This is a genomic window from Gordonia sp. NPDC003424, from assembly GCF_053588655.1.
In genome coordinates this window covers 112430-134853 of the sequence record NZ_JBSFQJ010000002.1, presented here as the reverse complement: position 1 = coordinate 134853, position 22424 = coordinate 112430, and the positions used below count along the sequence as shown (strand labels likewise).

The window sequence follows — 22424 nt, the reverse complement described above, 5'->3', positions numbered from 1 at the left end:
CGATCATCGCAGGATGCGCGCCACGAAGGGAGTGGAATCCGGCATGGACGCGAGTACCGTGCCCGAATGGTCCTTGGTCGGGTAGACGTGCAGTTCGACCGGCTGGCCCGCCGCCCGCATCTGCGCGTACAGCGAAAGCGCTGACGGCGCAGGGACATCCGTGTCCAAGAGGCCCTGTCCGAGGAAGATCGGGCGGTCGTATCCGCGGTACGGGGTGCCCATGTACTCCGTGAGCGCGGGTCGTATACCCGGGATGCTGTCGATCGGCGCCCGGAAGAGGGTGCGCAGGTCGCGGCCGGTCATCAGTGCGACCATCTCCGGGTAACAGAGGTGCCGCGCCTGGTCGACCAGGGAGGCGCCGAGCGGTGTGAGCACCGACTGCGGCCGCAGGTCGGGCCGGGCCTCGATGAATCCGGCCATGATGTAGGTCGCGTACGTGTTGAGACCGGCGGGCAGCGTCACCGGAGGGAATGCGGGTCCGCCCAGTGCGACGACCTGCTCGATGTTGGCCGGGGTGCCGGTCGCGACGACCCCGCGGTAGTCGAGACCCGACCCGCGGGAGAGCGCGGTGGCACGCTGGGCGGCGTTGAGCGCCGCCCCGGCGCCCTGCGACTGGCCGACGATCACCCAGCGTTTCGACAGCGGCAGCCCCATCTGTTGTGCGGCCTTCACCGAGTCGACGATCGAATGCGCTTCGGTCTCGCCGTTCAGGTAGCTCATCAGGCCCGGGGTGCCGAGGCCGACGTAATCGGTCGACACCACGGCGTACCCCTGACGCAGCCAGTGCGCGAGGTAGGCCGAGTCGCGGGCGCTGCGCGGCTGTGCCGACGGTGTGCACTCGTCGCCGAGGCCGGTGGTGCCGTGTGCCCACGCGATCACCGGCCGGCCGCCGGGCGGGGGAGTGCCCGGGGGCAGGAACACCGCGCCCGTGCTGGTGGCCATCGTGCCGTGCTGATTCGGTGTCGCGTACAGGATCCGGTAGGCGCGTGCCGCGCCCGGGATGCCGAGCCCGGGTGCCAGCGGGACCGTCGCCATGAGCGTGCCCGCACGCGCGGGTACCGGGCCGGAGTAGTCGCGGACATCGAGGCCCGACCAGTTCGGCGCCGCGGTCGCCGGCAGTGGGGCCGCCGCGGCGGTCGCCGTGGTCAGCGTCGTGGCGGCGGCCAGGGCGACAGCGATCGCCGCGAGGGCTCGGCGGGTGGTGCGCAACATCATCTGTCGGACCCTAGACCCGACCCTTCGAGGCTCGGCTGGCGCCTCGCGCCTCAGGGAGCGGGGTGGGCCGCCGAGCGCCGCGAAGGGCCCGACCTCGTCACCGAAATGTCGGCTTGGGCCTATTCTTTGTGGGTGGACATTCCGTCAGTCGAGCTCAACAACGGGTTCTCGATTCCGATGGTCGGGCTGGGGACTGCGGGCATGATGGGTCGCCCGAATGTCGCCGCGGTCTCCACCGCTCTGCGGGGCGGATATCGGATGATCGACACGGCGAGTCGGTACAGCAACGAACGCAGCGTCGGGATGGGCGTCGTGGAATCAGGGGTCCCGCGCAGTGATGTCGTCCTACAGACCAAACTCGGCGGCGGCGACCAGGGATTCGACGAGGCGATCAACGGGGCGATGGAGAGCGCACGCCGCCTCGGTGTCGCGCACATCGACATCTTCCTGATCCATTGGCCCAATCCGTCCCTCGGACGCACCGTCGACTCCTGGAAAGCCCTGCTCACCCTGGCCGACGAAGGATTCATCGCGACGGCCGGCGTCTCGAACTTCAAGCGGCATCATCTGCAGGCGCTCTATGACGAGACCGGCCGCTGGCCGGCCCTCAACCAGATCAAGTGTTCTCCCGCGTTCGCGCGGACCGAGCTTCGAAAGTTCATGTCGGAAAAGGGAATTCATACCCAGGCCTGGAGTCCCACCGGACGCAAGGACGGCGTGCTGTCCGATGCGGTGATGATCCGCCTCGCCCGGAAATACGGCAAATCACCCGCCCAGATCGCCTTGCGGTGGGCCGTGCAGAACGGCATCAGCGTGATCCCGAAGTCGTCGCACAGCGGTCGGCAGACGGAGAACGCCGACGTGTTCGACTTCGAGCTGAGCGACGACGACCTCGCCGGCCTCGACACCCTCGACCGCGGCGAACGAGCCGCACCGGACTCCGACGTCGAGGAAGCGTTCTGACGGTGGCCGCCAGAACGCAACCGGTAGGGTGACAGGGTGTCTCGACCCGAGTCCGGCGCCGCCGACGGTCATCCGCGCCATGAAGACTTCAGCTCTCCGCACGCGCCGCTGCCGATCGAGCTGCCGCTGGGCGACGGCGAGGCGTCGACGAACGTCGACCTGAAGACGCAGATCATCCGGTTCGCCATCACCGGTGCCGGGTCCGGTGTGCTCGACTTCGGTCTGACCATCTTTCTCCAGTACGTGGTCGGGACGCCGTTCTGGATCGCGAAGTCGTTCGGCTTCATCCTCGGCACGACGACCGCGTATCTACTGAACCGGCGGTGGACGTTCGAGGCCGAACCGAGCTTCCTCAGATTCCTGGCCGTCGCCGCCCTCTACGGAGTGACGTTCTTCGTGAATGTCGGTCTCTACACCTGGCTCTCACATCTGTGGCCGGTGGAACTCGTCTACAGTTTCGCGGCCTATGTCGTCGCGCAGGGCACCGCCACGGTGATCAATTTCGTGGTCCAGCGGCTGGTCATCTTCCGGATCCGGTAGGGCCTCCGGATGACCACTGCCGTCGTTGTGGGAAGTGGACCCAACGGTTTGACGGCGGCGGTCATCCTGGCCCGCGCCGGATGCGACGTGCGCGTCGTCGAGGCCGCCGAGACGATCGGCGGCGGCACCCGATCGGGTGCGATCTTCCGTCCCGGCATCATCCACGACCACTGTTCGGCCTTCCATCCGCTCGGCGCCGGATCGCCGGCGTTCCGGGCGCTGCGGCTCGAGCAATACGGGTTGCGGTGGGCACGTCCGGAGATCGACTGCGCCCACCCGCTCGACGACGGCCACGCGGCGCTCCTGCATCGGTCCGTTGCCGAGACCGCCATCGGTCTCGGCGTCGACGGGCAGGCCTGGCGCGACGTGTTCACCAGCGGCGCGACCGATTTCGACGAACTCGCCGACGACATCCTCGGACCGCTCCTGCGGTTCCCGCGGCATCCGATCCGGTTGGCGGAGTTCGGGAATCGCGCCCTCTATCCGGCCACCTCGGTGGCGCGGGTGTTTCGCACCCCGGAGGCGCGCGCCTTGTTCACCGGTGTGGCGGCGCACGCCTTCACCCGCCTCGACCGCCCCGGCTCCGCGGCCGCGGGGTTGATGTTGCTGGCCGCCGGTCACCGGCACGGATGGCCGGTGGCCCAGGGTGGGTCGTCGGCGATCACGACCGCGCTGGCGCGGGCACTCATCGACGCGGGCGGTCGCATCACCACCGGCACCCCGGTGAACGACCTGGACGACGTGGCCCCCGCCGACCTCGTGCTCCTCGACGTGATGCCCCGGGCCGCCGTCGGCATACTCGGAAACCGGCTGCCGCCGAGGATCTCTCGACGATTCCAGCAATATCGGCCGGGCCCGGCCGCATTCAAGGTCGATTATCTCGTCGACGGCGAGGTCGGGTGGGCCAACGCGGACTGTGCGCGGGCCGGCACCGTTCATCTCGGTGGCGATCTGCACGACATCGTCGCCGCCGAAGCCGACATCGCCGCCGGGCAGATGCCCGACCGTCCGTTTGTCCTGGTCGGTCAGCAGTGGCTCGCCGACCCGTCCCGCGCCCCGGGTCGCGTGAAGCCGCTGTGGGCGTATGCCCATGTGCCCCAGGGATTCAGCGGCGACGCGACCGCCGCGGTGACGGCGCAGATCGAACGGTTCGCGCCCGGGTTCGCCGACCGGATCGTGGCGGTGGCGGGCACGACCACCCGGCAGCTCGAGGCGTCCAACGCCAACTACATCGGTGGCGACATCGGTGGCGGTCGGAATGATCTGCGGCACTTGATCGCTCGTCCCAGGCTGACGCGAAACCCTTATGCCACCGGGGTTTCCGGTGTCTACCTGTGTTCGTCGGCGACACCGCCCGGTGGCGGCGTCCACGGCATGTGCGGCCATCATGCGGCGCACGCGGCGCTGCGCTATCTCGACGACTGACCCCTGCGTCCCGCCCCATCCGCACTGCGTGCCATGCCGAGGGCCTGACGTCAGCTCTTGACCTTCGCGATCACATTCTCCGCATACCAGTTGAGGTGGTCGATCTTCTTCTGCAGCGGCTCGGTGTCGTCGCCGGTGATGTACGGCATCCGGAATCCGACGATGACGTCGGTGATCCCCTTGTCCTCCAGTCGTTTACAGCCGTCGACCGAGTAGGCGTCCATCGAGATGACGTGGATCTCGAAGGGGTCGTTGGTGGTGCCCTCCGCCTTGCGGAGGTCGGCGATTTTCTCCAGCAGTGCGTCGAGTTCCTCACCGGGGCCGCCGCCATGCATCCAGCCGTCGCCGCGGATGACCGCGCGCTTCAACGCGGCGTCCGCGTGGCCGCCGACAAGCAGTGGCAGCGGCTCGGTCGGCGCGGGGGTCATCTTGATTTTCGGGATGTCGTAGAACTCGCCGTGGAACTCGAAGTAGTCACCGCTGGTCAGCCCGCGGATGATGTCCATGCACTCGTCCATCCGTTTGCCGCGGCGACGGAAGTCGACTCCCATGAACTCGTAGTCCTCCGGCCACGGACTGGTGCCGACGCCGAGCGCGAGGCGGTTGTCGGTGAGGTAGGCGACCGACGACGCCTGCTTGGCGACCAGCGCCGGTGGGCGCACCGGCAGCTTCAGCACGAACGGTGTGAAGCGGATCGTCGAGGTCACCGCCCCGAGTGCGGCCGCCTGGATGAACGTCTCGATGAAGGCTTTGCCGTCGAGGAACTCCCGGTTCCCGTCCGGGGTGTACGGGTAGGTCGCGTCCGATTCGGCGGGGTAGGCCAGCGAGTCCGGGATGGTGAAGCCGTCGAACCCGGCCGCCTCGGCCGCCTGCGCCAGCGGTGCGTAGTAGCGGGGGTCGGTCATCGCCTCGGCGAAGGTGAATCGCATCGTGCTCCTCGGGTCGTCGTCTCACCACCGAGGGTAGAACACGTTCTAATTCTTTGGATAGTGCCGTCTCGGTCGGAGGTCGCGTGGACCACCCCGTCGTCGGCGCCGACGGGGTGACGGCCGGTGTTCTAGGGCACCAGCGCCGCGGTGGTGTTGGTGGACAGGGAGGCCCGAACCGCCGCGGTGATGTCGTCGACGATCGCCTCGTCTGCTCCCTCTTCGAGAGCGTCGAAGATCTGCGCGACCACCGTCTCCGGCGACAGCTTCGGCACATCGAGTGACTCGGTCATCTCGGTGGCCGCGTACGAGAGGTGGGCGCCGAGCACCTGTGTCCCCTGGCCGGCGAGCTCGGCCCGCAGGCTGTTCGTCAATCCCCACACGGCGGCCTTCGACGACGAGTAGGCACCCGGCGTGGCGATCCAACTCAGCGCCGACGCGATGTCGATCACCGCGCCCCCGCCGCGGGCGGCCAGGATCGGGGCGAACGCGCGGGTCATGTCCAGGACCCCGAAGACGTTGGTGTCGAATACTTTTCGAATGTCGGCGACCGGTGAGGTGAGAAGCGAGCCGGCGGCGCTGATACCGGCATTGTTGATCAGGATGTCGACGTCGGGAGCGGCGGCCGCCGCGGCGGCGATGCTCGCGGTGTCGGTCACGTCGAGTCGCAACGGGATGACACGGTCGTCGGTGATCGGGATGTCGCGGCGCGCCCCGGCATAGACCTTGGTGGCACCGCGGTCGAGTGCCTCGGTGACGAACTGCAGGCCGAGGCCGGCGGAGGCGCCGGTGACCAGGACGGTGTGGCCGGTGATGAGCATGGGGGGTCTCCTCGTGTCGAGAGCGGTGGCGTGATTGGGCGATCAGGGACGGTCGGGGAACGGATTCCCGGCGCGCGCGCCCGGCCCGCGGTGCAACGAGAGCGATGCGCGGGTCACCGGCTCCCCGCACGCCGAACACACGGGCTCGACGGTCATGACCTGTCCGCAGTCGCGATGCGTGGCCACCACCGGTGCGCCGTCGGGTGCCGCCCATTTGTCGCCCCACTGCCGCAGTGCGGTCAGCACGGTCCAGAGGTCGCGGCCCTTCTCGGTGAGTCGGTAGTCGTACCGCACAGGTTTGTCCTGGTACGGCACCCGGGTGAGCACGTCATGCGCGACGAGCGTGTCGAGTCGCTGGGTGAGGACGTTGCGCGCGATGCCGAGGCGCTCGGAGAAGTCGTCGAATCGGGTCACCCCGAAGAACGCGTCGCGGATGATCAGCAGCGTCCACCACTCGCCGATGATCTCCAGGGTCTGGGCGACCGAACAGTTCATGTCGGCGAAAGAGGCGCGGCGCATGAGTTCAGACTAATGGGTTGCGTGAAGCAACTCAAGTCTGATCTTATGGGTTGCATGACAGAACTCACTGATCGACGATCCGCCCGCGATGGCGTATCGACTCCGCACCGCCCGGGCATCGTGCTGCTCGTGCTCTCGTTGGCGGCCTTCATGGCCAGCCTCGACGTCTTCATCGTCAACGTCGCATTCGACGACATCGGCCACGACTTCCACGGCGTCGGCCTGGCCGAACTGTCCTGGGTGCTCAACGCGTACACGATCATCTACGCCGCACTGCTCGTGCCGGCCGGCCGGATCGCCGACCGCTACGGCCGCAAAGGAGCGTTCCTGACCGGTCTCGCGCTGTTCACCGCGGCCAGCGTCGCGTGCGCGCTCGCCGGAGGCATCTGGTGGCTGGTGGCCTTCCGGGTCGTGCAGGCGATAGGTGCGGCCATCCTCACCCCGGCGAGCCTCGGATTGGTGGTGTCGACGATGCCCCTCGCGGTCCGCGCCCGGTCCGTGCGCATCTGGGCGGCGACCGGTGCACTCGCCGCCGCACTCGGTCCGGCCGTCGGTGGCCTGCTCGTCGAGGCATCCTGGCGGTGGGTGTTCCTGGTGAACGTGCCCGTGGGCATCGCGGCATTGATCGCCGGCGCGCTGGTCATCACCCGATCGGTCGACGAATCGCAGTCGCCGCTACCGGATCTCGTCGGCGCCGGACTGCTCGCGGTGGCCATCGGCGCGTTGACCCTGGGCCTGGTCCAAGGCACCGACTGGGGATGGACCGACGGCCGCATCATCGGCGCATGGGTCGTCGCGGCGATCGCGTTCGCCGGATTCGTGGTCAGTTCCGCGCGGCATGCGGTCCCGGTGATCGACCCGGCGTTGTTGCGGGTTCGGTCATTCGCCTTCTCCAACCTGACCGCAGTGCTGTTCGCCATCCCCTTCGCGGGTGCACTACTCGCCAATATCCTGTGGCTGCAACAGGTCTGGGGATACTCGGCGATCAAGACCGGTTTCGCGGTCTCGACCGGACCGCTGATGGTGCCGATCTTCGCCGCCGTCGCGCATCGGCTCAGCGCGCGAATCCCGGTGGGCGCCATCGTCGCTGCCGGCTGTGTGCTGTTCGGCTTCGGCGGGGTACTGATCGCGCTGTCGGTCGGGCAGACCCCGAACTACGCGACCGAGATCCTGCCCGGCTGGCTGATCGGCGGAATCGGGGTGGGGCTTGCGCTGCCGTCGATCCTGTCGTCGGCCACCGCCGAACTCCCCGCCCATCAGGCCGCCACCGGCAGCGCCGTGGTCAACATGAGCCGGCAGATCGGGATGGCGTTGGGCGTCAGCCTGCTGGTCGCCATTCTGGGCACACCCGTAGGATTCGCCGCGGCGCACAGCGCCTTTCAGAACGCCTGGTGGGCGCTGGCGATCGTCGCACTCGGTGCCGCGGTCGCGGCGATCGGGATGACCCCGCCGCGGCGTGTATAGACGCGGCACAACAGCGAGTTCGCGTCAGCTACTGACGCGAACTCGCTGTGACACCGCATCTGTGTACCGCTGCGGGCGTCAGGGCCGGGTGAACCGTTCCCGACGGCCGAGCCGGCGCAGTCGGACCCACTCGGCGAAGCCCTTCGGGTCACGTTGCTGGACCAGGAAATACCAGCCGAACCGGGCGTACTCCTGAGGAAGCAGCCTGCGCATGCCGGGCTGGCTCATCAGGTAGCCGCGGTTCCGGTAGGTGAAGTACCGCTTCTTCGGATCGTCCGGGTACTGGGTGTGCATCCGGCCACCGAGAATCGGGCGGAACTCGTCGGAACCGTCGGGATGGAGGTACCCGGCGGTCAGGCAGGTGCCGAACCTCAGTCCCGACCGCTGCAACCGACGATGCATCTCCACCTCGTCGCCACGGAAGAACAGGCGCAGATCGGGGACGCCGATCTCCTCGATCGCCCTCGCGGAGAACAGGGCGCCATTGAACAGTGACGCGATGCCGGGAAGGAGATCGTCGGCATCGGCAACATTCGACCCGCTCGACCCGCTCCCGGCGTCGCGGGTATTCGCCCCGCTCGCTCCGCTCCCGGCGTCGGCAAACAACTCCGAACGCTTGCGCCGCCACACCAGCCCCCGCCGCAACGGGAAGGCCAGCGTGTCCGGGTCGTCGATGTTGGCGACCACCGGCGACACCTCGTCGAGGCCGTGGCGCTGCGCGCACTCGAGCAGGGTACTGAGCACGGCGGGCCCGTCGGGCCGGCCGTCGTCGTCGGCACACCAGATCCAGTCGGCGCCCAGCGCCAGCGCGTGCAGTATGCCGAGCGCGAACCCGCCTGCGCCGCCGAGGTTTCGCTCCGATCCGAGATAGGTCGTCGGAACCGGCTGCGCGGCCACGAGATCGGCGACCGCGGCCTCGTTCCCGTTGTCCACCACGATCAGCCGGTCGACGGGCCGATCCTGGGTGGTGACGACCGCCAGCGACTGTGCCAGCAGTTCCACCCGCCGGTGGGTCACCACCACGGCGATCACCCGGTCGGTCACTGGTTCTTGGCTTCCAGGTTCGCCAGCACCTTGCGAACGTGCTCGGCGGCCTTCGGGCCCTCGTAGGCGCCGACCACCTCTTCGATCCCGCCCTCCATGCGGATCTGCCCGTGGTCGATCCACAGTGCGCGGTCGCAGAGTTGCGCGAGAAACTCGTTGGAGTGGCTGGCGAACACCAGGATTCCGGAGCGTTCGACCAACGCCTGCAACCGCGTGCGGGCCTTGCGCATGAAGTCGGCGTCGACCGCCCCGATCCCCTCGTCGAGGATCAGGATCTCCGGGTCGATGCTGGTCACCACGCCGAGCGCCACCCGCACGCGCATACCCGTCGAGTATGTGCGCAGCGGCATCTGCAGGTAGTCGCCGAGTTCGGTGAACTCCGCGATGTCGTCGATCTTCTTGAGCATCTCCTTGCGCGTCATGCCCAGGAACATCCCGCGGATGATGATGTTCTCGTAGCCGGAGATCTCCGGGTCCATGCCGACACCGAGATCGAACACCGGCGCCACGCGCCCGCGAATCCGGCATGCACCCCGGGTCGGTTCGTAGATACCGGAGAGCAACCGCAGCAGCGTCGACTTGCCGGCACCGTTGTGGCCGACCAGGCCGACCCGATCGCCATGCCGCAGGTGCAGGTTGATGCCCTTGAGCGCCTCGACCACCACGACGTTCGACGAGTTCGACCCGATCACCCCGCCCGCGGCGCCCATCACGGACTTCTTCAGCGAACGCGTTTTCGCGTCGAAGATCGGGAAGTCGACGCACGCGTCCCACGTGTCGACGCGGACCTCGGTCTCAGCTGCCATCTCTCGTCCGTCCTAGACCCAATACGCCACGCGGGCACGGTAGTTGCGCATCACGAACATGGCCATCAGCCAACCGACCGCGGTGCAGCCGATCACGATCGCCCAATGGTAGAAGGGGACCGACTGTCCGAGCAGCGGACCGCGCGCGATGTCGAGGTAGTGGTACATCGGGTTGAGCTCCACGAGTTTCAGCCGCGACGACTCCTTGCCGGTCGCACTGCCCAGGCTCTGGGTGGTCCAGATGATCGGGGTCATGAAGAACACCAATTGCACGACGGTGGTGAGCAATTGGCCGATGTCGCGGAACCGGGTCGACAGGATGCCGAACACGATCGACACCCACACCGCATTCACCACGTACAGCGCGATCGCCGGAACCACGAGCAGCACACTCCAACTCAGCGGCGGCGGGAAGATCACGAAGATGATCACGATGATCACCACGTTGTGCGCGAAGATGATCAGCTGCCGCCACACCACGCGGTAGACGTGCACGCTCACCGGTGCCGGGAGTTGCTTGATCAGGCCCTCGTTCTTGGAGAACACCTCGGCGCCCTCGAGGATCGAACTCTGGATGAAGTTCCAGAAGATGAAGCCCAGCGCGACGTAGGGCAGGAACTGCCGGAGATCCATCCCGAACAGCTCGCCGTAGAGCAGACCCATCGCGATCGCGGTGACGCCGGTCGCAATGGTGATCCAGAGCGGCCCGAGGACCGAACGACGGTAGCGCTGCTTGATGTCCTGCCATCCCAGGTGCAGCCAGAGCTCTCGATTGCGCAGACCGTCGCCGAGGTCGGTGACGGCTCGCCGCAGGGTGCGGGAGTCCGCTGCGGCTTGCGGCGCGGGGATCTCGTCGTTGACTACCGATGACACGGGGACACAGCTTACAAGCGTGCGCTCAGAGGTATTGCCCGGTACTGGGACCGTGCGGTGCGTTGGTACCCATCACGCCCGGCGGGAGCGCACCCTGACGCATCTGCTCGAGTTGCGCCCGCGCGGCCATCTGCTGCGCGAAGAGCGCGGTCTGAATGCCGTGGAACAGGCCCTCGAGCCACCCGACGAGCTGGGCCTGCGCGATCCGCAGTTCCGCATCCGACGGGGTGGAGTCGTCGGTGAACGGCAGCGCGAGACGTTCGAGTTCTTCCCGCAGCTCGGGTGCGAGGCCGTCCTCGAGTTCGCGGATCGACGACTCGTGGATCTCCCTGAGACGGGTGCGGCTCGCGTCGTCGAGGGGTGCGGCGCGGACCTCCTCGAGGAGCTGCTTGATCATCGTGCCGATCCGCATCACCTTGGCCGGCTGTTCGACCATGTCGGCGACGTTCTTGTCGTCGCCGCTTCCGCTGGCGGTGTTGGACTCGGCCGCCGCGTTCGCCATGATCACCACGGGATCGTGGTCATCGGGGGTACCACCGGGAACGATGGAACGCGGGTCGCCGGATCCGAACTGGCCTGAGGTCATGGATCCATTGTGCCCAAGCCGCTGTCCACGCCCGGTTCCGGGCCTCTCCGACACCCCATCGGACCGCCTCGGCACACGTCTATGGTGTGTCCCATGGCCTTCGACGTCGCACACGTGCGTGGATTGTTTCCCTCGCTCGGCGACGGCTGGATCCACCTCGACCCGCAGGCCGGAATGCAGATTCCCGACTCGGTGGCCAGCGCGGTGTCGGCCGGTTTCCGCCGGCTGGGGTCGGCGCCCGGCGGCGTCTACCCGGCATCGCGGGACACCGCCGAAACCCTCGACGGCGCGCGCCGCGCCGTCGGTGATCTCGTCGCCGCCGATCCGTCCGCCGTGGTCATCGGACCGTCGCGCGCTGCGCTGATCGGCGGTCTCACCGAGGCCATCGTCCCCACCACGTGGATCGGCAGCAACGTGGTGCTCAGCCGCCAGGACGACGAACCGAACATCGTGCCGTGGCTGCGCGTGGTCGACCGTTACGGCGGGCAGGTCCGGTGGGCCGAGGTCGACGTCGAGACCGGCGCGTTGCCGATATGGCAGTACGACGACCTGGTCGACGACCACACCGCGGTGATCGCGGTGACCCTGGCGTCGTCGACCACCGGCGCGATCACCGATGTCCCGGCGATCGCGGCGCGGGCGCGTGCGGCGGGTGCACTGCTCGTCGTCGATGCGACCAGCGCCGCCCCGTACATTCCGCTCGACATCGGCGAACTCGACGCCGACGTCGTGGTCGTCTCCGCTGAACGATGGGGTGGACCGCGACTGGCCGCGATGGCGTTTCGCAGTCCCGAGCAGCTTGCCGGCCTCCGGAGCATCTCGATGGACCCGCGTGCGCAGGGACCGGCCCGCCTGGAACCCGAACCCCACCCCGGTGCGCTGCTCGCGGGTCTCGTCGCGTCCGTCGAACACCTCGCGAGCCTCGACGAGGATGCCATCGGCAAGCGTCGCCGACGCCTGACGACCGCCCTCGACGGCGTCTACGAATACCTGCAACGCCTGACCTTCTACCTCACGACCACGCTGCAGCAGCTCAACCAGGTCGACCTGGTCGGCACCGACGACGACCGGATCCCCGCGGTCAGCTTCACGTTCGACGGCGTCGGCGCCGACAAGGTCGTGCGGCGGCTCGCCGACAACGGGATCTGTGCCCTCGCCGACGTGCCGAGCCGAGCGCTGGCGCGGATGGGCGCAGGTGATTTCGGTGGCGCGGTGACGATCGGTCTGGGCCCGTACTCGACGCCGTACGAGGTCGACCACCTGGTGCGGGTGCTGGGTTCGCTGGGCTGAACCGCCAAGTGGGTCGCTTGACTAAAATGTGACTTCAACATCCGGCATCGGTGGTCGTTTTCGGTCTAGGTTGGTTGACAAGTGCACATGTCGAGCCGCCGAGAGGGGATACCCGGGTGTCCGAAGAGTCGGTCCGATCACTCACGGCGGCTCAGCAGGCGGTGTGGCTCGACGTGGTCGACGGTGGGTGGGCGCTACTCGCCGCCATCAATGCGGAGCTCTCGAGGCGAGGTTTGGCGCAGACCGACCTCCGGGTGCTCGAGGCGCTGTCCGGCGCTCGGGAACGTGGGATCAGCGAGCTGGCGTCCGACGTGCACATGTCGGTGTCGACGGTGTCGCGGCAGGTCGGTCGGCTGACCGAGTCGGGCGCCGTCGAACGGATATCGTCGGACGTCGACGGCCGTCACCGGCTCGTGCGGGTCACCGAGGCCGGCCACCGGCTGACGCGCGAGCACGTCATGGCGCGCGACGAGCTGATCCGAAAATTCGTCGTCGACGTGCTGACCGATGAGGAGTACGACGTGATCGGCGCCGCGTTCCGCAAGATCGGCGAGGGGCTGTCCACGCGGCGGGGCTGACCCGCCCGGCACTCTCGGATCAGATGGTCAGCAGCACCTTCCCGACGGCATCTCCGCTATTGAGCCGGTCGTGCGCCGCGTCGGCGTCGGCGAGGGGGAATGTCGAGTCGATGATGGGTTTGACCTGCCCCGCGTCGATCAGCGGCCACGTGACACGACGGGTCGTGGCGACCACCTCGGCCTTCGAGCCCGAGCCGTGGACCGGGCGGGCCCGCAGGGTGGTGCCGATCACCGCGGCGCGCTTGGCCATCAACGCGCCGATCGGCAACTCGGCCTTGCTGCCGCCCTGCATGCCGATGATCACCAGACGGCCGCCGGTGCGGAGGGCGGCGATGTTCCGAGCGAGGTACGACGCACCCATGATGTCGAGGATCACGTCGGCGCCGCCGCTGTCGCGGACCACCTCGACGAAGTCGTCGGTGGTGTAGTCGATGAGGATGTCGGCGCTGAGGGCGCGGCATCGTGCGAGTTTCTCCGGGGTCCGGGCGGTCACCGCGACCCGGACGTCCATCGCGTGGGCGAGCTGAGTGGCGTGGGTGCCGATGCCGCTCGAACCGCCGTGTATCAGCAGCAGGTCCCCGCTGTCGAGGTGAGCGGCGTTGAGCAGGTTCGACGCGACCGTGCACGCGACCTCGGGCAACGCGGCGGCGTCGATCAGGTCGACGCCCAACGGTTTCGGCAGCACCTGCACCGCGGGCACCGCGACCTTCTCCGCGTATCCGCCGCCGGCCAGCAGCGCACACACCTCGTCGCCGACGGACCAGCCCGCGACGTCGTGCCCGAGCGCGGAGATCCGCCCCGACACCTCGAGGCCGAGCGTGTCGACGGCTCCGGGCGGCGGGGGATACAGGCCACGCCGCTGCAGCAGATCGGCGCGGTTGACCCCGGCTGCGACGACGTCGATCACCACGTCGCCGGCCGCCGGCTCGGGATCGGGGAGGGTGGCGATGCTCAGCTCGTCTGTTCCGGTGATGGCGCGCACCCTCCCGATGCTGTCACATCGGTGTCGCGCCACGGCGATGTCCGCCGAGGTCGGTTCGTGTCCGAGCCGGTTGCTCCAGTAGCCTTCTCGGCAGGGAAGCGTGGCAGAGCGGCCGAATGCACTCGCCTTGAAAGCGAGCGTGCCTAAACAGCACCGGGGGTTCAAATCCCTCCGCTTCCGCTCAAAGTCCCAGCCTGTTCACGATTTGCCTACACTCGCCGCATATACCGCCTGATGTAGGGCGATTCCCACGGCATCGAGGTCGTCGTCGAACAGGTCGCTGTCGACATCGAGGATATGGCTGCGGAAGCGTGACCGCGCCGCCGCTGGACCGCCTCAATGTTGACCCCGGGTCGACAGCGTGAGGCTGGTCGCGGTATGCGTGAGGTCGTGGAACTCGATCCGTCCTCGGCGCGATGGAGCAGGCAGAGGACGATCTGCGCGTATTGCATTGCATCAACGCTGACGTCGACGCGCATTGCGTGTAGCTGATCCTGGCGTGCGTAGCGGGCTGAGAACCGCCCGCGAGCGTCGCAGATTGGGCGCCAGCCGAGATCGTCGCGACGTACCCGGCGATGACGAGAACGGGTTTCTCGCAGGTCCAGAAGATGCGGTCAGCGGCGGCATGATGATCAGCGTGGCCTGTCTGACCTGCGCAGACGAGACTGTCGGTGACGAATGCAATCATGTGACATGTATCCAGATTTCGCACCTGGCCAGTTCGACCATGTCACACTGGTCACACGGTGCACGACACGCCGAATGGAGATACCTCACATGACATCGACGCTGCCGACGAGCAACTTCCGGCACCTCAGTGTTGCTGAGGCCCGCGAAGAGCGCGACAGGCTGATCGAGTGCGCCAAGATGACTCGAGAAGAACTCGACGATCGGGCATCCAGATGGGAGCTGGATGCCGATGAACGAGGCCTGCTTTCGGACATCAGAAGCCTTGAGTTTCTGATCGAGCGAGCTGTCAGTGGAGCTTGACCTACGGGAACAAGCTGATCGGTTTGCATCACAACAGACACGTGTCGCGCGAGCGTTAGTCGGTGACGGGTGTCCGGCATTCGTGGCGCTAGAGGTTGCTGGGTCCAACGCGTTCACCGTTAGGCAGGAGCCCGCCGCAGGGTTGGTGCTGTGTGACGGGACAGACCGTCCACTCCTTCGACTCGAGGTTCGATACGAGTGCGTTCTCGACGGCCATAGGACATTCCTCGCGGTGGAGAAGGCTGAAGTCCATGTCTTTGTGGAGCCGGACGGTCGAAACCCGCTGTTCCGGTACGAGTATGTGCGGAACCTTGGAGACAGGCTGCCCTGTGCGCATATCCAGTTCCACGGGACACACCCCGAACTTGAGGCGGCAATGACAGACGCCGGCGAAAGCACCCCGCGATCGAAGAAGCGCAAGACCGGGAAGCGGCGAGTGGTACTGAGTGATCTGCACTTTCCCGTGGGCGGTCCGCGATTTCGGCCACCTCTCGAAGACGTACTTGCAATGCTCATCGAGGAGTTTGGGATCAAGCCGAACGGCCGGTCAGTCCGCGATGCCCTGGACTTTCTGGCTGGTGAACGTGAAGACTGGCGGCGTACGCAAGTGGCAGTGGTCGTACGTGACGCACCGAGTCGAGCCGCAGAGACGCTGGTCGACATGGGATACGTCGTCAAGTGGCCTTGGTGGCGCAAAATGCTGCGCCGGCAGCCAGCACCGGCCGACAATATCGGGAAGCTTCGGCGGCTGTGAGAGGGCGCATTCTAGGTGCCAAACATGCCAATCTGGCGTGATCTCGGACGACCTGAAGCCACAGGTGAGCTCGCTTGTCGACCTCTGACCAGCACCATCGCAGGTTGAAACCTCTCGCTTCCGCGCAGAATTGAGTTCGCACGCGACTTCGTGCCGGTATGGCGGCCTCGGTCGATGTCGCGCCACCGAATTGGGTGGCATGCGACGCCGGCTCACCCCTCGGTATCGTCGCCGGGTGAGCACGACACCCGCGTCCCGCGAGGGGTTGGGCCCGCGGCTCCTTTTCGCGCTGGCCCTCATCTCGGCGACCGCACCGATTGCGACGGATCTCTATCTACCGTCGTTTCCCGAGGTGCAGTCGTCGCTGCACACCAGCGCGACCGCGGTCCAACTGACGCTGACCGCGTTCCTGGTGGGACTGGCGGTCGGCCAGATCATCTGGGGTCCGGTGTCGGACCGGTTCGGACGACGGCGGCCGCTGATCATCGGTTCGGCGGGCGCGGTCGTCGCCGGCGTCTTCGTCGTCGCCGCGCCGAACATCGAGATCCTCGTCGCCGCGCGCTTCGTCCAGGCGCTCGCCGCGGCCGGCGGGATGGTCACGGCGCGGGCGGTGATCGCCGATCTGCTGCGTGGCTTTGCCGGCGCCCGGTCGATGACGTTGATGATGACCATCCAGAGTCTCGCGCCGGTCCTCGCGCCGGTTGTCGGCGGCATCCTGGCCGGTCACGTGCCGTGGCGCGGTGTGCTCGGCGTGATTCTGGCGATCACCGTGTTGCAGCTGGTCATGGCCGTGACAACGGTGCGCGAAACCCTTCCCCCCGACAAACGGGCGCCCCAGTTGGGTTACCGAGATCTGTTCACGCGGTTCACCCGTCCGGCGTTCCTCGCGTACGTGCTGACCCAGGCGTTCGCCTTCGGCGCCCTCATGGCCTACATCTCGAGTTCCTCGTTCGTGTACCAGGAGGTGCTGGGTGTCTCGAGCGTCGTCTACGGTCTGGGCTTCGCGATCAACGCGCTGGGCCTGACGTCGGCGGGCCTGATCTCGGCACGGCTCTCCCGCCGGCGCGTACACCCCGCTCGCACCATCGGGTTTGCCCTGCCGGTGCTGATCGTCGCGTCGACGTGTGTGCTCGCGGCGGCCGCCTCACCGAAGCCGGCGCTGCTGGTGGTGCCACTGTTCGTCGTGGCGTTCGCCTTCGGATTCGTGGCGGGCAACTCGGCGGCGCTGGCGATGGAGCATTCCCGCGATGCCGTCGGCGCGGGAAGCGCGGTCCTCGGCGCGATGATGTTCCTGGTCGGCGGGGCGCTGTCGCCGCTCGGCGGCCTCGCCGGCGACGACACCGCGGTGCCGATGGGGATCGTCATGGTCGGCTCGGCGATCGTGGCGACCCTGTGTTTCGCGGTGGCGCGACGACATGTGGCCCGTCATCCGGACAGCGAGAAGGTCTTCGCCTGACCGCTCAGAGCCCGAGACGCTGTGCGGCCGAGGCGAACCCGAGCCACGTGTGCCGGTTGCCCGAGCCCGGTCACGAGATAGAACGACGAATCCGGCACGTCCACGCCGGGTATCGGCCCGAAGTCGTCGAGATCTGCTCAGGCCGGCCGGCTCGCCGACGCCGAGGTCGATGAGCCGGTCGATCCGCCCGGCCAGGCTGGGAAGTGCATCCATGCGCTGGCCTTCTGGTCTGGGGCTCACCGCAACCCGAGCGACCCCATCAGGATCGGCCACGAGATACGCAACTCGTCCTGCCAATATCCCCACTTGTGGGTGCCGGTCGGACGCATCGCCGTGGTGTACGGGATGCCCAGCGCCGAGAGTCGTGAACTCATCTGGCCGGTGCAGAAGTACGTGCCCATCTCGCCGAAGATGCCGCGGAAGGTTTCGTCGAGCGGATCGTTCAGCAGGTCGTTGTACTTGCCGGGAGCGCCGTTGCCCGACGACATGTAGATCGTCTTGCCGCGCAGCTTGTCGGCGATCAGGTAGGGATCGTGGGCGGCCCACGCCGGGTCGCCGAGCGGACCCCACATGTTGTCGGCGTTGCCGCCGGCGCGGTTGATGTCCCACTGGGTGAGCAGCATGTTGGGCAGGCTCGAGATGTTCGCGCAGTCGCTGTAGCCCGCGACCCCGCGATACAGCGACGGGTGCCGTGCGGCCAGGGTCAGGGCCGCGACCCCGCCCATCGATGCGCCGGCGACCGCGTTGCGCCCGTTGCCGCCGAACTCGCCGTCGATGATCGGGGGGAGTTCGGCGGTCAGGAACGTCTCGTACATGTACTTCTTGCCGATCGCCGGATCGACGGCCCGCCAGTCGGTGTAGTAGCTGTGCGGATCGCCGACCGGCGTCACGACGTTGAGTTTCTCGCCCGCGGCCAGTGTCTTGACGTCGGTCATCGCGTACCAGCCCGACTCCTCGGGGTGGGCCTCGGCGCCGTCGAGGAGGTAGAGCGTCGGTCGTGGATCGGTGCCGGCGGGGTGCTGGATGTCGACGGTCACCGCGCGGCCCATTGCCGGTGACCACACCGTCAGCCGGTCGCGGCCCGGGATCGAGTACTTCGACACCACGTGGGGCGTCGACGGATCCTGGGCCGCGGCGGCATCTGGCGAGGTCAACGTGCCAACGATGCCGACGCACGCCGCCAGCGCCACCGCCACACGGACGCCGAGGACTCGTGCCCGCCGGTTCGCCGCGCGCACCTTCACACTGGTCACTTTCGTCACTCCTGCCTCATCTGTACCACGACAGTATGCGGCATCGGTGACCCGTTCGCCGAATCGCGAGACCGGACCGCGACAAGGCGGTGACCCTCAGGCGACGGTCGCCGTCACCAGCAGGTACTCCCAGCGCATGACTCCGTCGGTCAGGTAACCGTCGGCCAGGCGCGCGATGGCGTCGTCGAGTTCGGCCGTCCGGGCGGCATCGTCGGCGACCGTTCGGTACGCGGCGATGGTGGGTCCGTAGTTGGCCTTGAAGAACTCGCGGAAGGCAGTTCCGTCGGCGAAGTGGATCTCGACGGACTCGGTGCGTGTCTCGAGGTCGGTGACCTTGTCACCGAAGAGCGTTCGCACATGATCGGCATCGCCCCACAACACCCCGGGCTGTGCGCCGGGCGGTGGTGGCGGGGCGTACGGCTTCATCACCGAGAAGAGCCGGCCGATGAACCCGGTCGGCGTCCAGTTGATCAGACCGATGAGTCCGCCGGGGCCGGTCACGCGGACCAGTTCGTCGGCGCAGCGTTGGTGATGCGGCGCGAACATCACCCCGACGCACGACACCGCGACATCGAACGTGCCGGGGTCGAACGGGAGATCCTCCGCGTCGGCGGTCTGCCAGACGATGTCGCCGTCGGCGGTGACCGCCTCCCCGGCCTCGAGGAGTTCGGGGGTCAGATCGGTCGCGACGACATGCGCGCCCGTTGCCGCGGCCGGGATCGCGACGTTGCCCGCGCCGGCGGCCACATCGATCACCCGCTGACCCGTCGTGATGCCGAGCGCTTCGACGAGACGCGCGCCGAGCGATGCGATGAGATCGGCGACCGCCGGGTAGTCGCCGGACGCCCAGAGCGCGCGGTGGCGAGCCTTGAGTTCCTTGTCGAAGGCGGTGGTGGTTGTTGTCATGGTGTTCCCTTCATTCGATGGTGTACCCAGCGTCCCGCGATGGTCCCCGTCGTCTCCAGATCAAGATGTGAACCACCCGCGGTACAGAATCTGTACTGGCCGCACGTCGGCGATGGGTGTGTACTGGAAACCGGTCGACGGAGGTGAACGCGATGCCGTCATATGGACAGTTCTGTCCGGTCGCGAAGGCAATGGAGTTGCTCGACGAGCGGTGGACGATTCTCGTGATCCGCGAACTCCTCTTGGGCAGTAGGCATTTCAACGAGTTGCGACGCGGCGTGCCCAAGATGTCGCCGGCGTTGCTGACCAAGCGGCTCCGCGGACTCGAGCGTGCGGGCGTCGTGCACCGCAGTGAGGTGGGTGGCCGGTCGGTCTACACCCTCACCGAGAAGGGGGAGGAACTCAACGACGTCGTCACTGCGTTGAGTACCTGGGGAATTCGATGGATCGCTGAACTCGGCGACGCCGATCTCGATCCGCATCTGTTGTTGTGGGACATGCGCCGGACGATCCCGGTGGACCGGTGGCCGCGTGGCCGGACGACGGTGGCCATCTGCTTCACCGATGTGGTCGGCAAGGCGTCGTCGTGGTGGATGGTCGTCGACAACCAGGTGGAGGTGTGCGACTTCGATCCCGGATACGAGGTGGCCGCCTCGATCCGCACCGACCTCCGTACCCTGACCCGGGTGTGGCGCGGTGATGTGGCATGGTCAACCGTGTTGGCCGACAACCGAATCAGTGTCGACGGAGCATCGGGCGTACGCCGCGCGATGCCGGCGTGGATCGGGCAGGGATCGTCGGCCGCGATCCCTCGCCCGGCGTGACATCGGCGGCGGTTCACAACCAGTCGCGGCGGCGGAACCTGATGTAGAGCGTGAGCACGACGACGATCATCAGCGCCGAACTCGTGACGAATCCGAGGGTTCGGTCATAGCCGGGGTACGGGACGTTCTGACCGTAGAAGCCAGTGATCGCGGTCGGCACGGCGATGATGGCGGCCCACGCCGTGAGCTTCTTCATCACGGTGTTCAGCCGGGCGTCCGCCAGGGACAGGTTGGTCTCGAACACGGTGGTCACCATGTCGCGCAACGACTCCGTCCACTCCGCGGCCCGCAGGGCGTGGTCGTAGAGGTCGGAGAAGTGCGGATCGAGTTCGGACGGCGCGTGATTCTCGAAGCGGCGCCGCTGGATTCCGGCGATCACCTCCCGCATCGGCAGCACCACACGACGCAGCAGGACGAGATCCTTACGGAGATCATAGGTTCGGCGTTGCAGCGTACGCCCGGGTGTCTTGTCGTCGAACAGCATGCTCTCGACGTCTTCCATCTCGTCGTCGATGCACTGCACCGCATCGAAATGCCCGTCCACGACGACGTCGAGCACACCGTGCAGCAGGGCGCCGATCCCGTACTGTTCGCCGCCGATGTCGGCCCACCGCGCCACGACGGCATCGATGTCGAATCCGCTTGTGCGGCGGACGGTGATCAGGGCGTTCTTCTTGACGAAGATCGAAATCCGGTGCAGGTCAAAGAGAGTTGGTCGCTGGCCGGAAGTTCTTGTGACATGGGCTGATTCGTCGTCGGCTCCGTTGGAGCCTTTCTCGTGCATGGTGACCGCGTACACCATGAGGAACGTGTGATCGGCGTAGGCAACGGTTTTCACGCGTTCGGCGGCGGCGATGGTGTCCTCGACGGCGAACGGGTCGAGGTCGAGTTCCTCGGCGAGATCGGCCATCGTCTCGTGTGTCGGACACTCCAGATCCGCCCAGATCAGCATGCCGGGTTCGTCCAGACACTCCGACAGTTTGCTCAACTCGAATCCGTCGACCGTTGCGCCGTCCCGCCAGATCTGGCCCCGGATACGTTCTGACATGCGCCCAATCCTGCCATCGCCGGCCCTGGCAGGATCTCAGGCATGGCCGCACGGATACCGTCCCTCACCGGTATCCGCACCGTCGCCGCGCTCGCGGTGTGTCTCACCCACGCCGCGTTCTGGACCGGCCACTACACCGACGACTACGTCGGCCGGCTGTTGTCCCGCTTCGAGGTCGGTGTCGCGATCTTCTTCGTGCTCTCCGGCTACCTGTTGTTCACGCCCTGGGTCGCGGCGCTCGCCGACGGACGTCGGATGCCGTCGACCGGACGGTATTTCTGGCACCGGGCCCGGCGCGTCCTGCCCGCCTACTGGGTGACCGTGATCGCGGTCTATCTGCTCTATGGGTTCTACGAGCCGCCCGACGCGTCGCCGACCGGACTCGGCTGGTCGGGTTTCTGGCGCAACATGACCTTCACGCAGGTCTACGGTGAGGGGCACCTGCACTCCGGGCTGACCCAGATGTGGAGTCTGGCCGCCGAGGTCGTCTTCTACCTGGTGTTGCCGATCATCGCCTACGGTCTCGTCGCGGTGGTGTGCCGTCGCCGGTGGCGCCCGGATCTGCTGATCGCCGGAATCCTTCCGCTGCTGCTGGTCTCGCCGATCTGGTCGGTGGCCGTGGCCGGATCGGCGGGGGTGAACCCGACGGCACGGCTGTGGGCGCCCGCGTTCTTCGGCTGGTTCGCCGCCGGGATGGGACTGGCGGTGGCTGCGCGACTGATCCGTCGCTGGCCCGCGGCACCGTCGGTGGCGATCGCGCTGGCGGCGTTCCTGCTGTCGGCGACGTCGATCGCCGGCGAGCCGACGATCACCCCCGACTCCGCGTCGGCCACCATCGTCAAGCACCTCCTCTACGCCGTGGTGGCCGTCGGTCTGATCGGTCCGCTGACCGTGGGTGACCGATCCGACGGGTGGGCGCGGATGTGCGGAAGCCGCCCGATGGTCGCCTTCGGCGAGATCTCCTACGAGTTCTTCCTGGTCCACGTGGTGGTGCTCGAGGTCGTGACCGATGTCCTCGGGTACGGGGTGTTCCACGGCTCGACGGTTGTCGTGTTCGTCGCGACGACGGCGATCGGGACGCCCATCGCGTGGTGCCTGCACCGGGCGACGTCCCCGCTCTGGCGTGCGAGAACCCCGGGTCACCACTGAACCCGCAGGTAC

At 67.4% G+C, this 22424-nt stretch carries 23 protein-coding genes and 1 tRNA gene; 12 read left to right on the top strand and 12 right to left on the bottom strand.

The window, feature by feature from the left end; all coding sequences use genetic code 11:
- Positions 1-3 precede the first annotated feature (3 nt).
- Positions 4-1215, bottom strand: coding sequence for an alpha/beta hydrolase family protein (locus tag ACWDTI_RS03310; protein ID WP_449736612.1), 1212 nt, complete (start codon positions 1213-1215; stop codon positions 4-6).
- A gap of 132 nt (positions 1216-1347) precedes the next feature.
- On the opposite strand from ACWDTI_RS03310, the gene ACWDTI_RS03305 reads away from it, so the two are divergent.
- Genes ACWDTI_RS03305 through ACWDTI_RS03295 form a run of 3 tightly spaced genes read left to right on the top strand, consistent with a single transcriptional unit; the run spans position 1348 to position 4143 of the window.
- Positions 1348-2178: an aldo/keto reductase gene (locus tag ACWDTI_RS03305; protein ID WP_449736611.1), complete on the top strand. Its 831-nt coding sequence runs from the start codon at positions 1348-1350 to the stop codon at positions 2176-2178.
- Between the two features lie 36 nt (positions 2179-2214).
- Positions 2215-2718: a GtrA family protein gene (locus ACWDTI_RS03300; protein ID WP_449736610.1), complete on the top strand. Its 504-nt coding sequence runs from the start codon at positions 2215-2217 to the stop codon at positions 2716-2718.
- Positions 2719-2727: 9 nt separating this feature from the next.
- Complete coding sequence (locus ACWDTI_RS03295) at positions 2728-4143, top strand: phytoene desaturase family protein (RefSeq protein WP_449736609.1); 1416 nt, start codon at positions 2728-2730, stop codon at positions 4141-4143.
- Positions 4144-4193: 50 nt separating this feature from the next.
- Here the strand turns inward: ACWDTI_RS03295 and ACWDTI_RS03290 are convergent, their stop codons facing one another.
- The 3 genes from ACWDTI_RS03290 to ACWDTI_RS03280 form a co-directional block, all read right to left on the bottom strand.
- Positions 4194-5072, bottom strand: coding sequence for a TIGR03619 family F420-dependent LLM class oxidoreductase (locus ACWDTI_RS03290; protein WP_449736608.1), 879 nt, complete (start codon positions 5070-5072; stop codon positions 4194-4196).
- A 128-nt stretch (positions 5073-5200) separates the two neighbouring features.
- Positions 5201-5890: an SDR family oxidoreductase gene (locus ACWDTI_RS03285; RefSeq protein ID WP_449736607.1), complete on the bottom strand. Its 690-nt coding sequence runs from the start codon at positions 5888-5890 to the stop codon at positions 5201-5203.
- Positions 5891-5932: 42 nt separating this feature from the next.
- Positions 5933-6409, bottom strand: a complete 477-nt coding sequence (locus tag ACWDTI_RS03280; protein ID WP_449736606.1) for a winged helix-turn-helix transcriptional regulator — start codon at positions 6407-6409, stop codon at positions 5933-5935.
- Between the two features lie 54 nt (positions 6410-6463).
- Here ACWDTI_RS03280 and ACWDTI_RS03275 point away from each other — a divergent pair, with 54 nt between their 5' ends.
- Positions 6464-7873, top strand: coding sequence for a DHA2 family efflux MFS transporter permease subunit (locus tag ACWDTI_RS03275; protein WP_449736605.1), 1410 nt, complete (start codon positions 6464-6466; stop codon positions 7871-7873).
- 78 nt (positions 7874-7951) lie between these two features.
- On the opposite strand, the gene glfT1 is transcribed toward ACWDTI_RS03275, so the two are convergent.
- From glfT1 to ACWDTI_RS03255, 4 genes are read right to left on the bottom strand one after another with little or no spacing between them, the layout of a single operon-like run.
- Positions 7952-8917, bottom strand: a complete 966-nt coding sequence (gene glfT1 / locus ACWDTI_RS03270) for a galactofuranosyltransferase GlfT1 (protein WP_449736604.1) — start codon at positions 8915-8917, stop codon at positions 7952-7954.
- A complete protein-coding gene (wzt, locus tag ACWDTI_RS03265) occupies positions 8914-9723 on the bottom strand; it encodes a galactan export ABC transporter ATP-binding subunit Wzt/RfbE (RefSeq protein ID WP_449736603.1) in 810 nt (269 codons plus the stop codon). Before wzt ends, glfT1 begins: the two co-directional genes overlap by 4 nt.
- 12 nt (positions 9724-9735) lie before the next feature.
- Positions 9736-10596 (bottom strand): galactan export ABC transporter permease subunit Wzm/RfbD, encoded by an 861-nt coding sequence (gene wzm, locus ACWDTI_RS03260; protein ID WP_449736602.1) that lies wholly within the window; start codon positions 10594-10596, stop codon positions 9736-9738.
- A gap of 25 nt (positions 10597-10621) precedes the next feature.
- Entirely contained in the window at positions 10622-11182 is a 561-nt protein-coding gene (locus tag ACWDTI_RS03255) for a bacterial proteasome activator family protein (RefSeq protein ID WP_449736601.1), read from the bottom strand.
- Between the two features lie 93 nt (positions 11183-11275).
- Between ACWDTI_RS03255 and ACWDTI_RS03250 the strand changes: the two genes are divergently transcribed.
- Entirely contained in the window at positions 11276-12472 is a 1197-nt protein-coding gene (locus ACWDTI_RS03250) for an aminotransferase class V-fold PLP-dependent enzyme (RefSeq protein WP_449736600.1), read from the top strand.
- A gap of 116 nt (positions 12473-12588) precedes the next feature.
- Entirely contained in the window at positions 12589-13050 is a 462-nt protein-coding gene (locus tag ACWDTI_RS03245) for a MarR family winged helix-turn-helix transcriptional regulator (RefSeq protein WP_449736599.1), read from the top strand.
- A gap of 19 nt (positions 13051-13069) precedes the next feature.
- Here ACWDTI_RS03245 and ACWDTI_RS03240 read toward each other — a convergent pair whose 3' ends face one another.
- Positions 13070-14032, bottom strand: coding sequence for an NAD(P)H-quinone oxidoreductase (locus tag ACWDTI_RS03240; RefSeq protein WP_449736598.1), 963 nt, complete (start codon positions 14030-14032; stop codon positions 13070-13072).
- Positions 14033-14126: 94 nt separating this feature from the next.
- Here ACWDTI_RS03240 and ACWDTI_RS03235 point away from each other — a divergent pair.
- The 4 genes from ACWDTI_RS03235 to ACWDTI_RS03220 all read left to right on the top strand — a co-directional run bounded on the left by ACWDTI_RS03235 (position 14127) and on the right by ACWDTI_RS03220 (position 17232).
- A tRNA-Ser gene (locus ACWDTI_RS03235) sits at positions 14127-14212 on the top strand.
- A gap of 597 nt (positions 14213-14809) precedes the next feature.
- Complete coding sequence (locus ACWDTI_RS03230) at positions 14810-15022, top strand: hypothetical protein (protein WP_449736597.1); 213 nt, start codon at positions 14810-14812, stop codon at positions 15020-15022.
- A 232-nt stretch (positions 15023-15254) separates the two neighbouring features.
- Complete coding sequence (locus ACWDTI_RS03225; RefSeq protein WP_449736596.1) at positions 15255-15776, top strand: hypothetical protein; 522 nt, start codon at positions 15255-15257, stop codon at positions 15774-15776.
- Between the two features lie 235 nt (positions 15777-16011).
- On the top strand, positions 16012-17232 hold the full coding sequence (locus ACWDTI_RS03220; protein WP_449736595.1) for a multidrug effflux MFS transporter: 1221 nt from the start codon (positions 16012-16014) through the stop codon (positions 17230-17232).
- A gap of 236 nt (positions 17233-17468) precedes the next feature.
- Here the strand turns inward: ACWDTI_RS03220 and ACWDTI_RS03215 are convergent, their stop codons facing one another.
- Both ACWDTI_RS03215 and ACWDTI_RS03210 read right to left on the bottom strand, forming a co-directional pair.
- Positions 17469-18485, bottom strand: a complete 1017-nt coding sequence (locus tag ACWDTI_RS03215) for an alpha/beta hydrolase (RefSeq protein WP_449736594.1) — start codon at positions 18483-18485, stop codon at positions 17469-17471.
- Between the two features lie 96 nt (positions 18486-18581).
- Positions 18582-19391, bottom strand: coding sequence for a class I SAM-dependent methyltransferase (locus ACWDTI_RS03210; protein WP_449736593.1), 810 nt, complete (start codon positions 19389-19391; stop codon positions 18582-18584).
- Between the two features lie 152 nt (positions 19392-19543).
- On the opposite strand from ACWDTI_RS03210, the gene ACWDTI_RS03205 reads away from it, so the two are divergent.
- Complete coding sequence (locus ACWDTI_RS03205) at positions 19544-20215, top strand: winged helix-turn-helix transcriptional regulator (RefSeq protein ID WP_449736592.1); 672 nt, start codon at positions 19544-19546, stop codon at positions 20213-20215.
- A 13-nt stretch (positions 20216-20228) separates the two neighbouring features.
- Here the strand turns inward: ACWDTI_RS03205 and ACWDTI_RS03200 are convergent, their stop codons facing one another.
- Positions 20229-21263 carry a magnesium transporter CorA family protein gene (locus tag ACWDTI_RS03200; protein WP_449736591.1) on the bottom strand — a complete coding sequence of 345 codons (1035 nt, stop codon included), beginning with the start codon at positions 21261-21263 and terminating at the stop codon, positions 20229-20231.
- A gap of 42 nt (positions 21264-21305) precedes the next feature.
- Here ACWDTI_RS03200 and ACWDTI_RS03195 point away from each other — a divergent pair, with 42 nt between their 5' ends.
- A complete protein-coding gene (locus ACWDTI_RS03195; protein WP_449736590.1) occupies positions 21306-22412 on the top strand; it encodes an acyltransferase family protein in 1107 nt (368 codons plus the stop codon).
- Positions 22413-22424 lie beyond the last annotated feature (12 nt).

Bases quoted from the DNA above. Each gene is read 5' to 3' on its own strand.
- ACWDTI_RS03200 (WP_449736591.1), bottom strand. From the start codon at position 21,263: ATGTCAGAACGTATCCGGGGCCAGATCTGGCGGGACGGCGCAACGGTC.
- ACWDTI_RS03195 (WP_449736590.1), top strand. From the start codon at position 21,306: ATGGCCGCACGGATACCGTCCCTCACCGGTATCCGCACCGTCGCCGCG.
- ACWDTI_RS03290 (WP_449736608.1), bottom strand. From the start codon at position 5,072: ATGCGATTCACCTTCGCCGAGGCGATGACCGACCCCCGCTACTACGCA.
- ACWDTI_RS03250 (WP_449736600.1), top strand. From the start codon at position 11,276: ATGGCCTTCGACGTCGCACACGTGCGTGGATTGTTTCCCTCGCTCGGC.
- ACWDTI_RS03310 (WP_449736612.1), bottom strand. From the start codon at position 1,215: ATGATGTTGCGCACCACCCGCCGAGCCCTCGCGGCGATCGCTGTCGCC.
- ACWDTI_RS03255 (WP_449736601.1), bottom strand. From the start codon at position 11,182: ATGACCTCAGGCCAGTTCGGATCCGGCGACCCGCGTTCCATCGTTCCC.
- ACWDTI_RS03230 (WP_449736597.1), top strand. From the start codon at position 14,810: ATGACATCGACGCTGCCGACGAGCAACTTCCGGCACCTCAGTGTTGCT.
- ACWDTI_RS03275 (WP_449736605.1), top strand. From the start codon at position 6,464: ATGACAGAACTCACTGATCGACGATCCGCCCGCGATGGCGTATCGACT.
- ACWDTI_RS03285 (WP_449736607.1), bottom strand. From the start codon at position 5,890: ATGCTCATCACCGGCCACACCGTCCTGGTCACCGGCGCCTCCGCCGGC.
- ACWDTI_RS03295 (WP_449736609.1), top strand. From the start codon at position 2,728: ATGACCACTGCCGTCGTTGTGGGAAGTGGACCCAACGGTTTGACGGCG.
- ACWDTI_RS03205 (WP_449736592.1), top strand. From the start codon at position 19,544: ATGCCGTCATATGGACAGTTCTGTCCGGTCGCGAAGGCAATGGAGTTG.
- wzt (WP_449736603.1), bottom strand. From the start codon at position 9,723: ATGGCAGCTGAGACCGAGGTCCGCGTCGACACGTGGGACGCGTGCGTC.
- ACWDTI_RS03210 (WP_449736593.1), bottom strand. From the start codon at position 19,391: ATGACAACAACCACCACCGCCTTCGACAAGGAACTCAAGGCTCGCCAC.
- ACWDTI_RS03280 (WP_449736606.1), bottom strand. From the start codon at position 6,409: ATGCGCCGCGCCTCTTTCGCCGACATGAACTGTTCGGTCGCCCAGACC.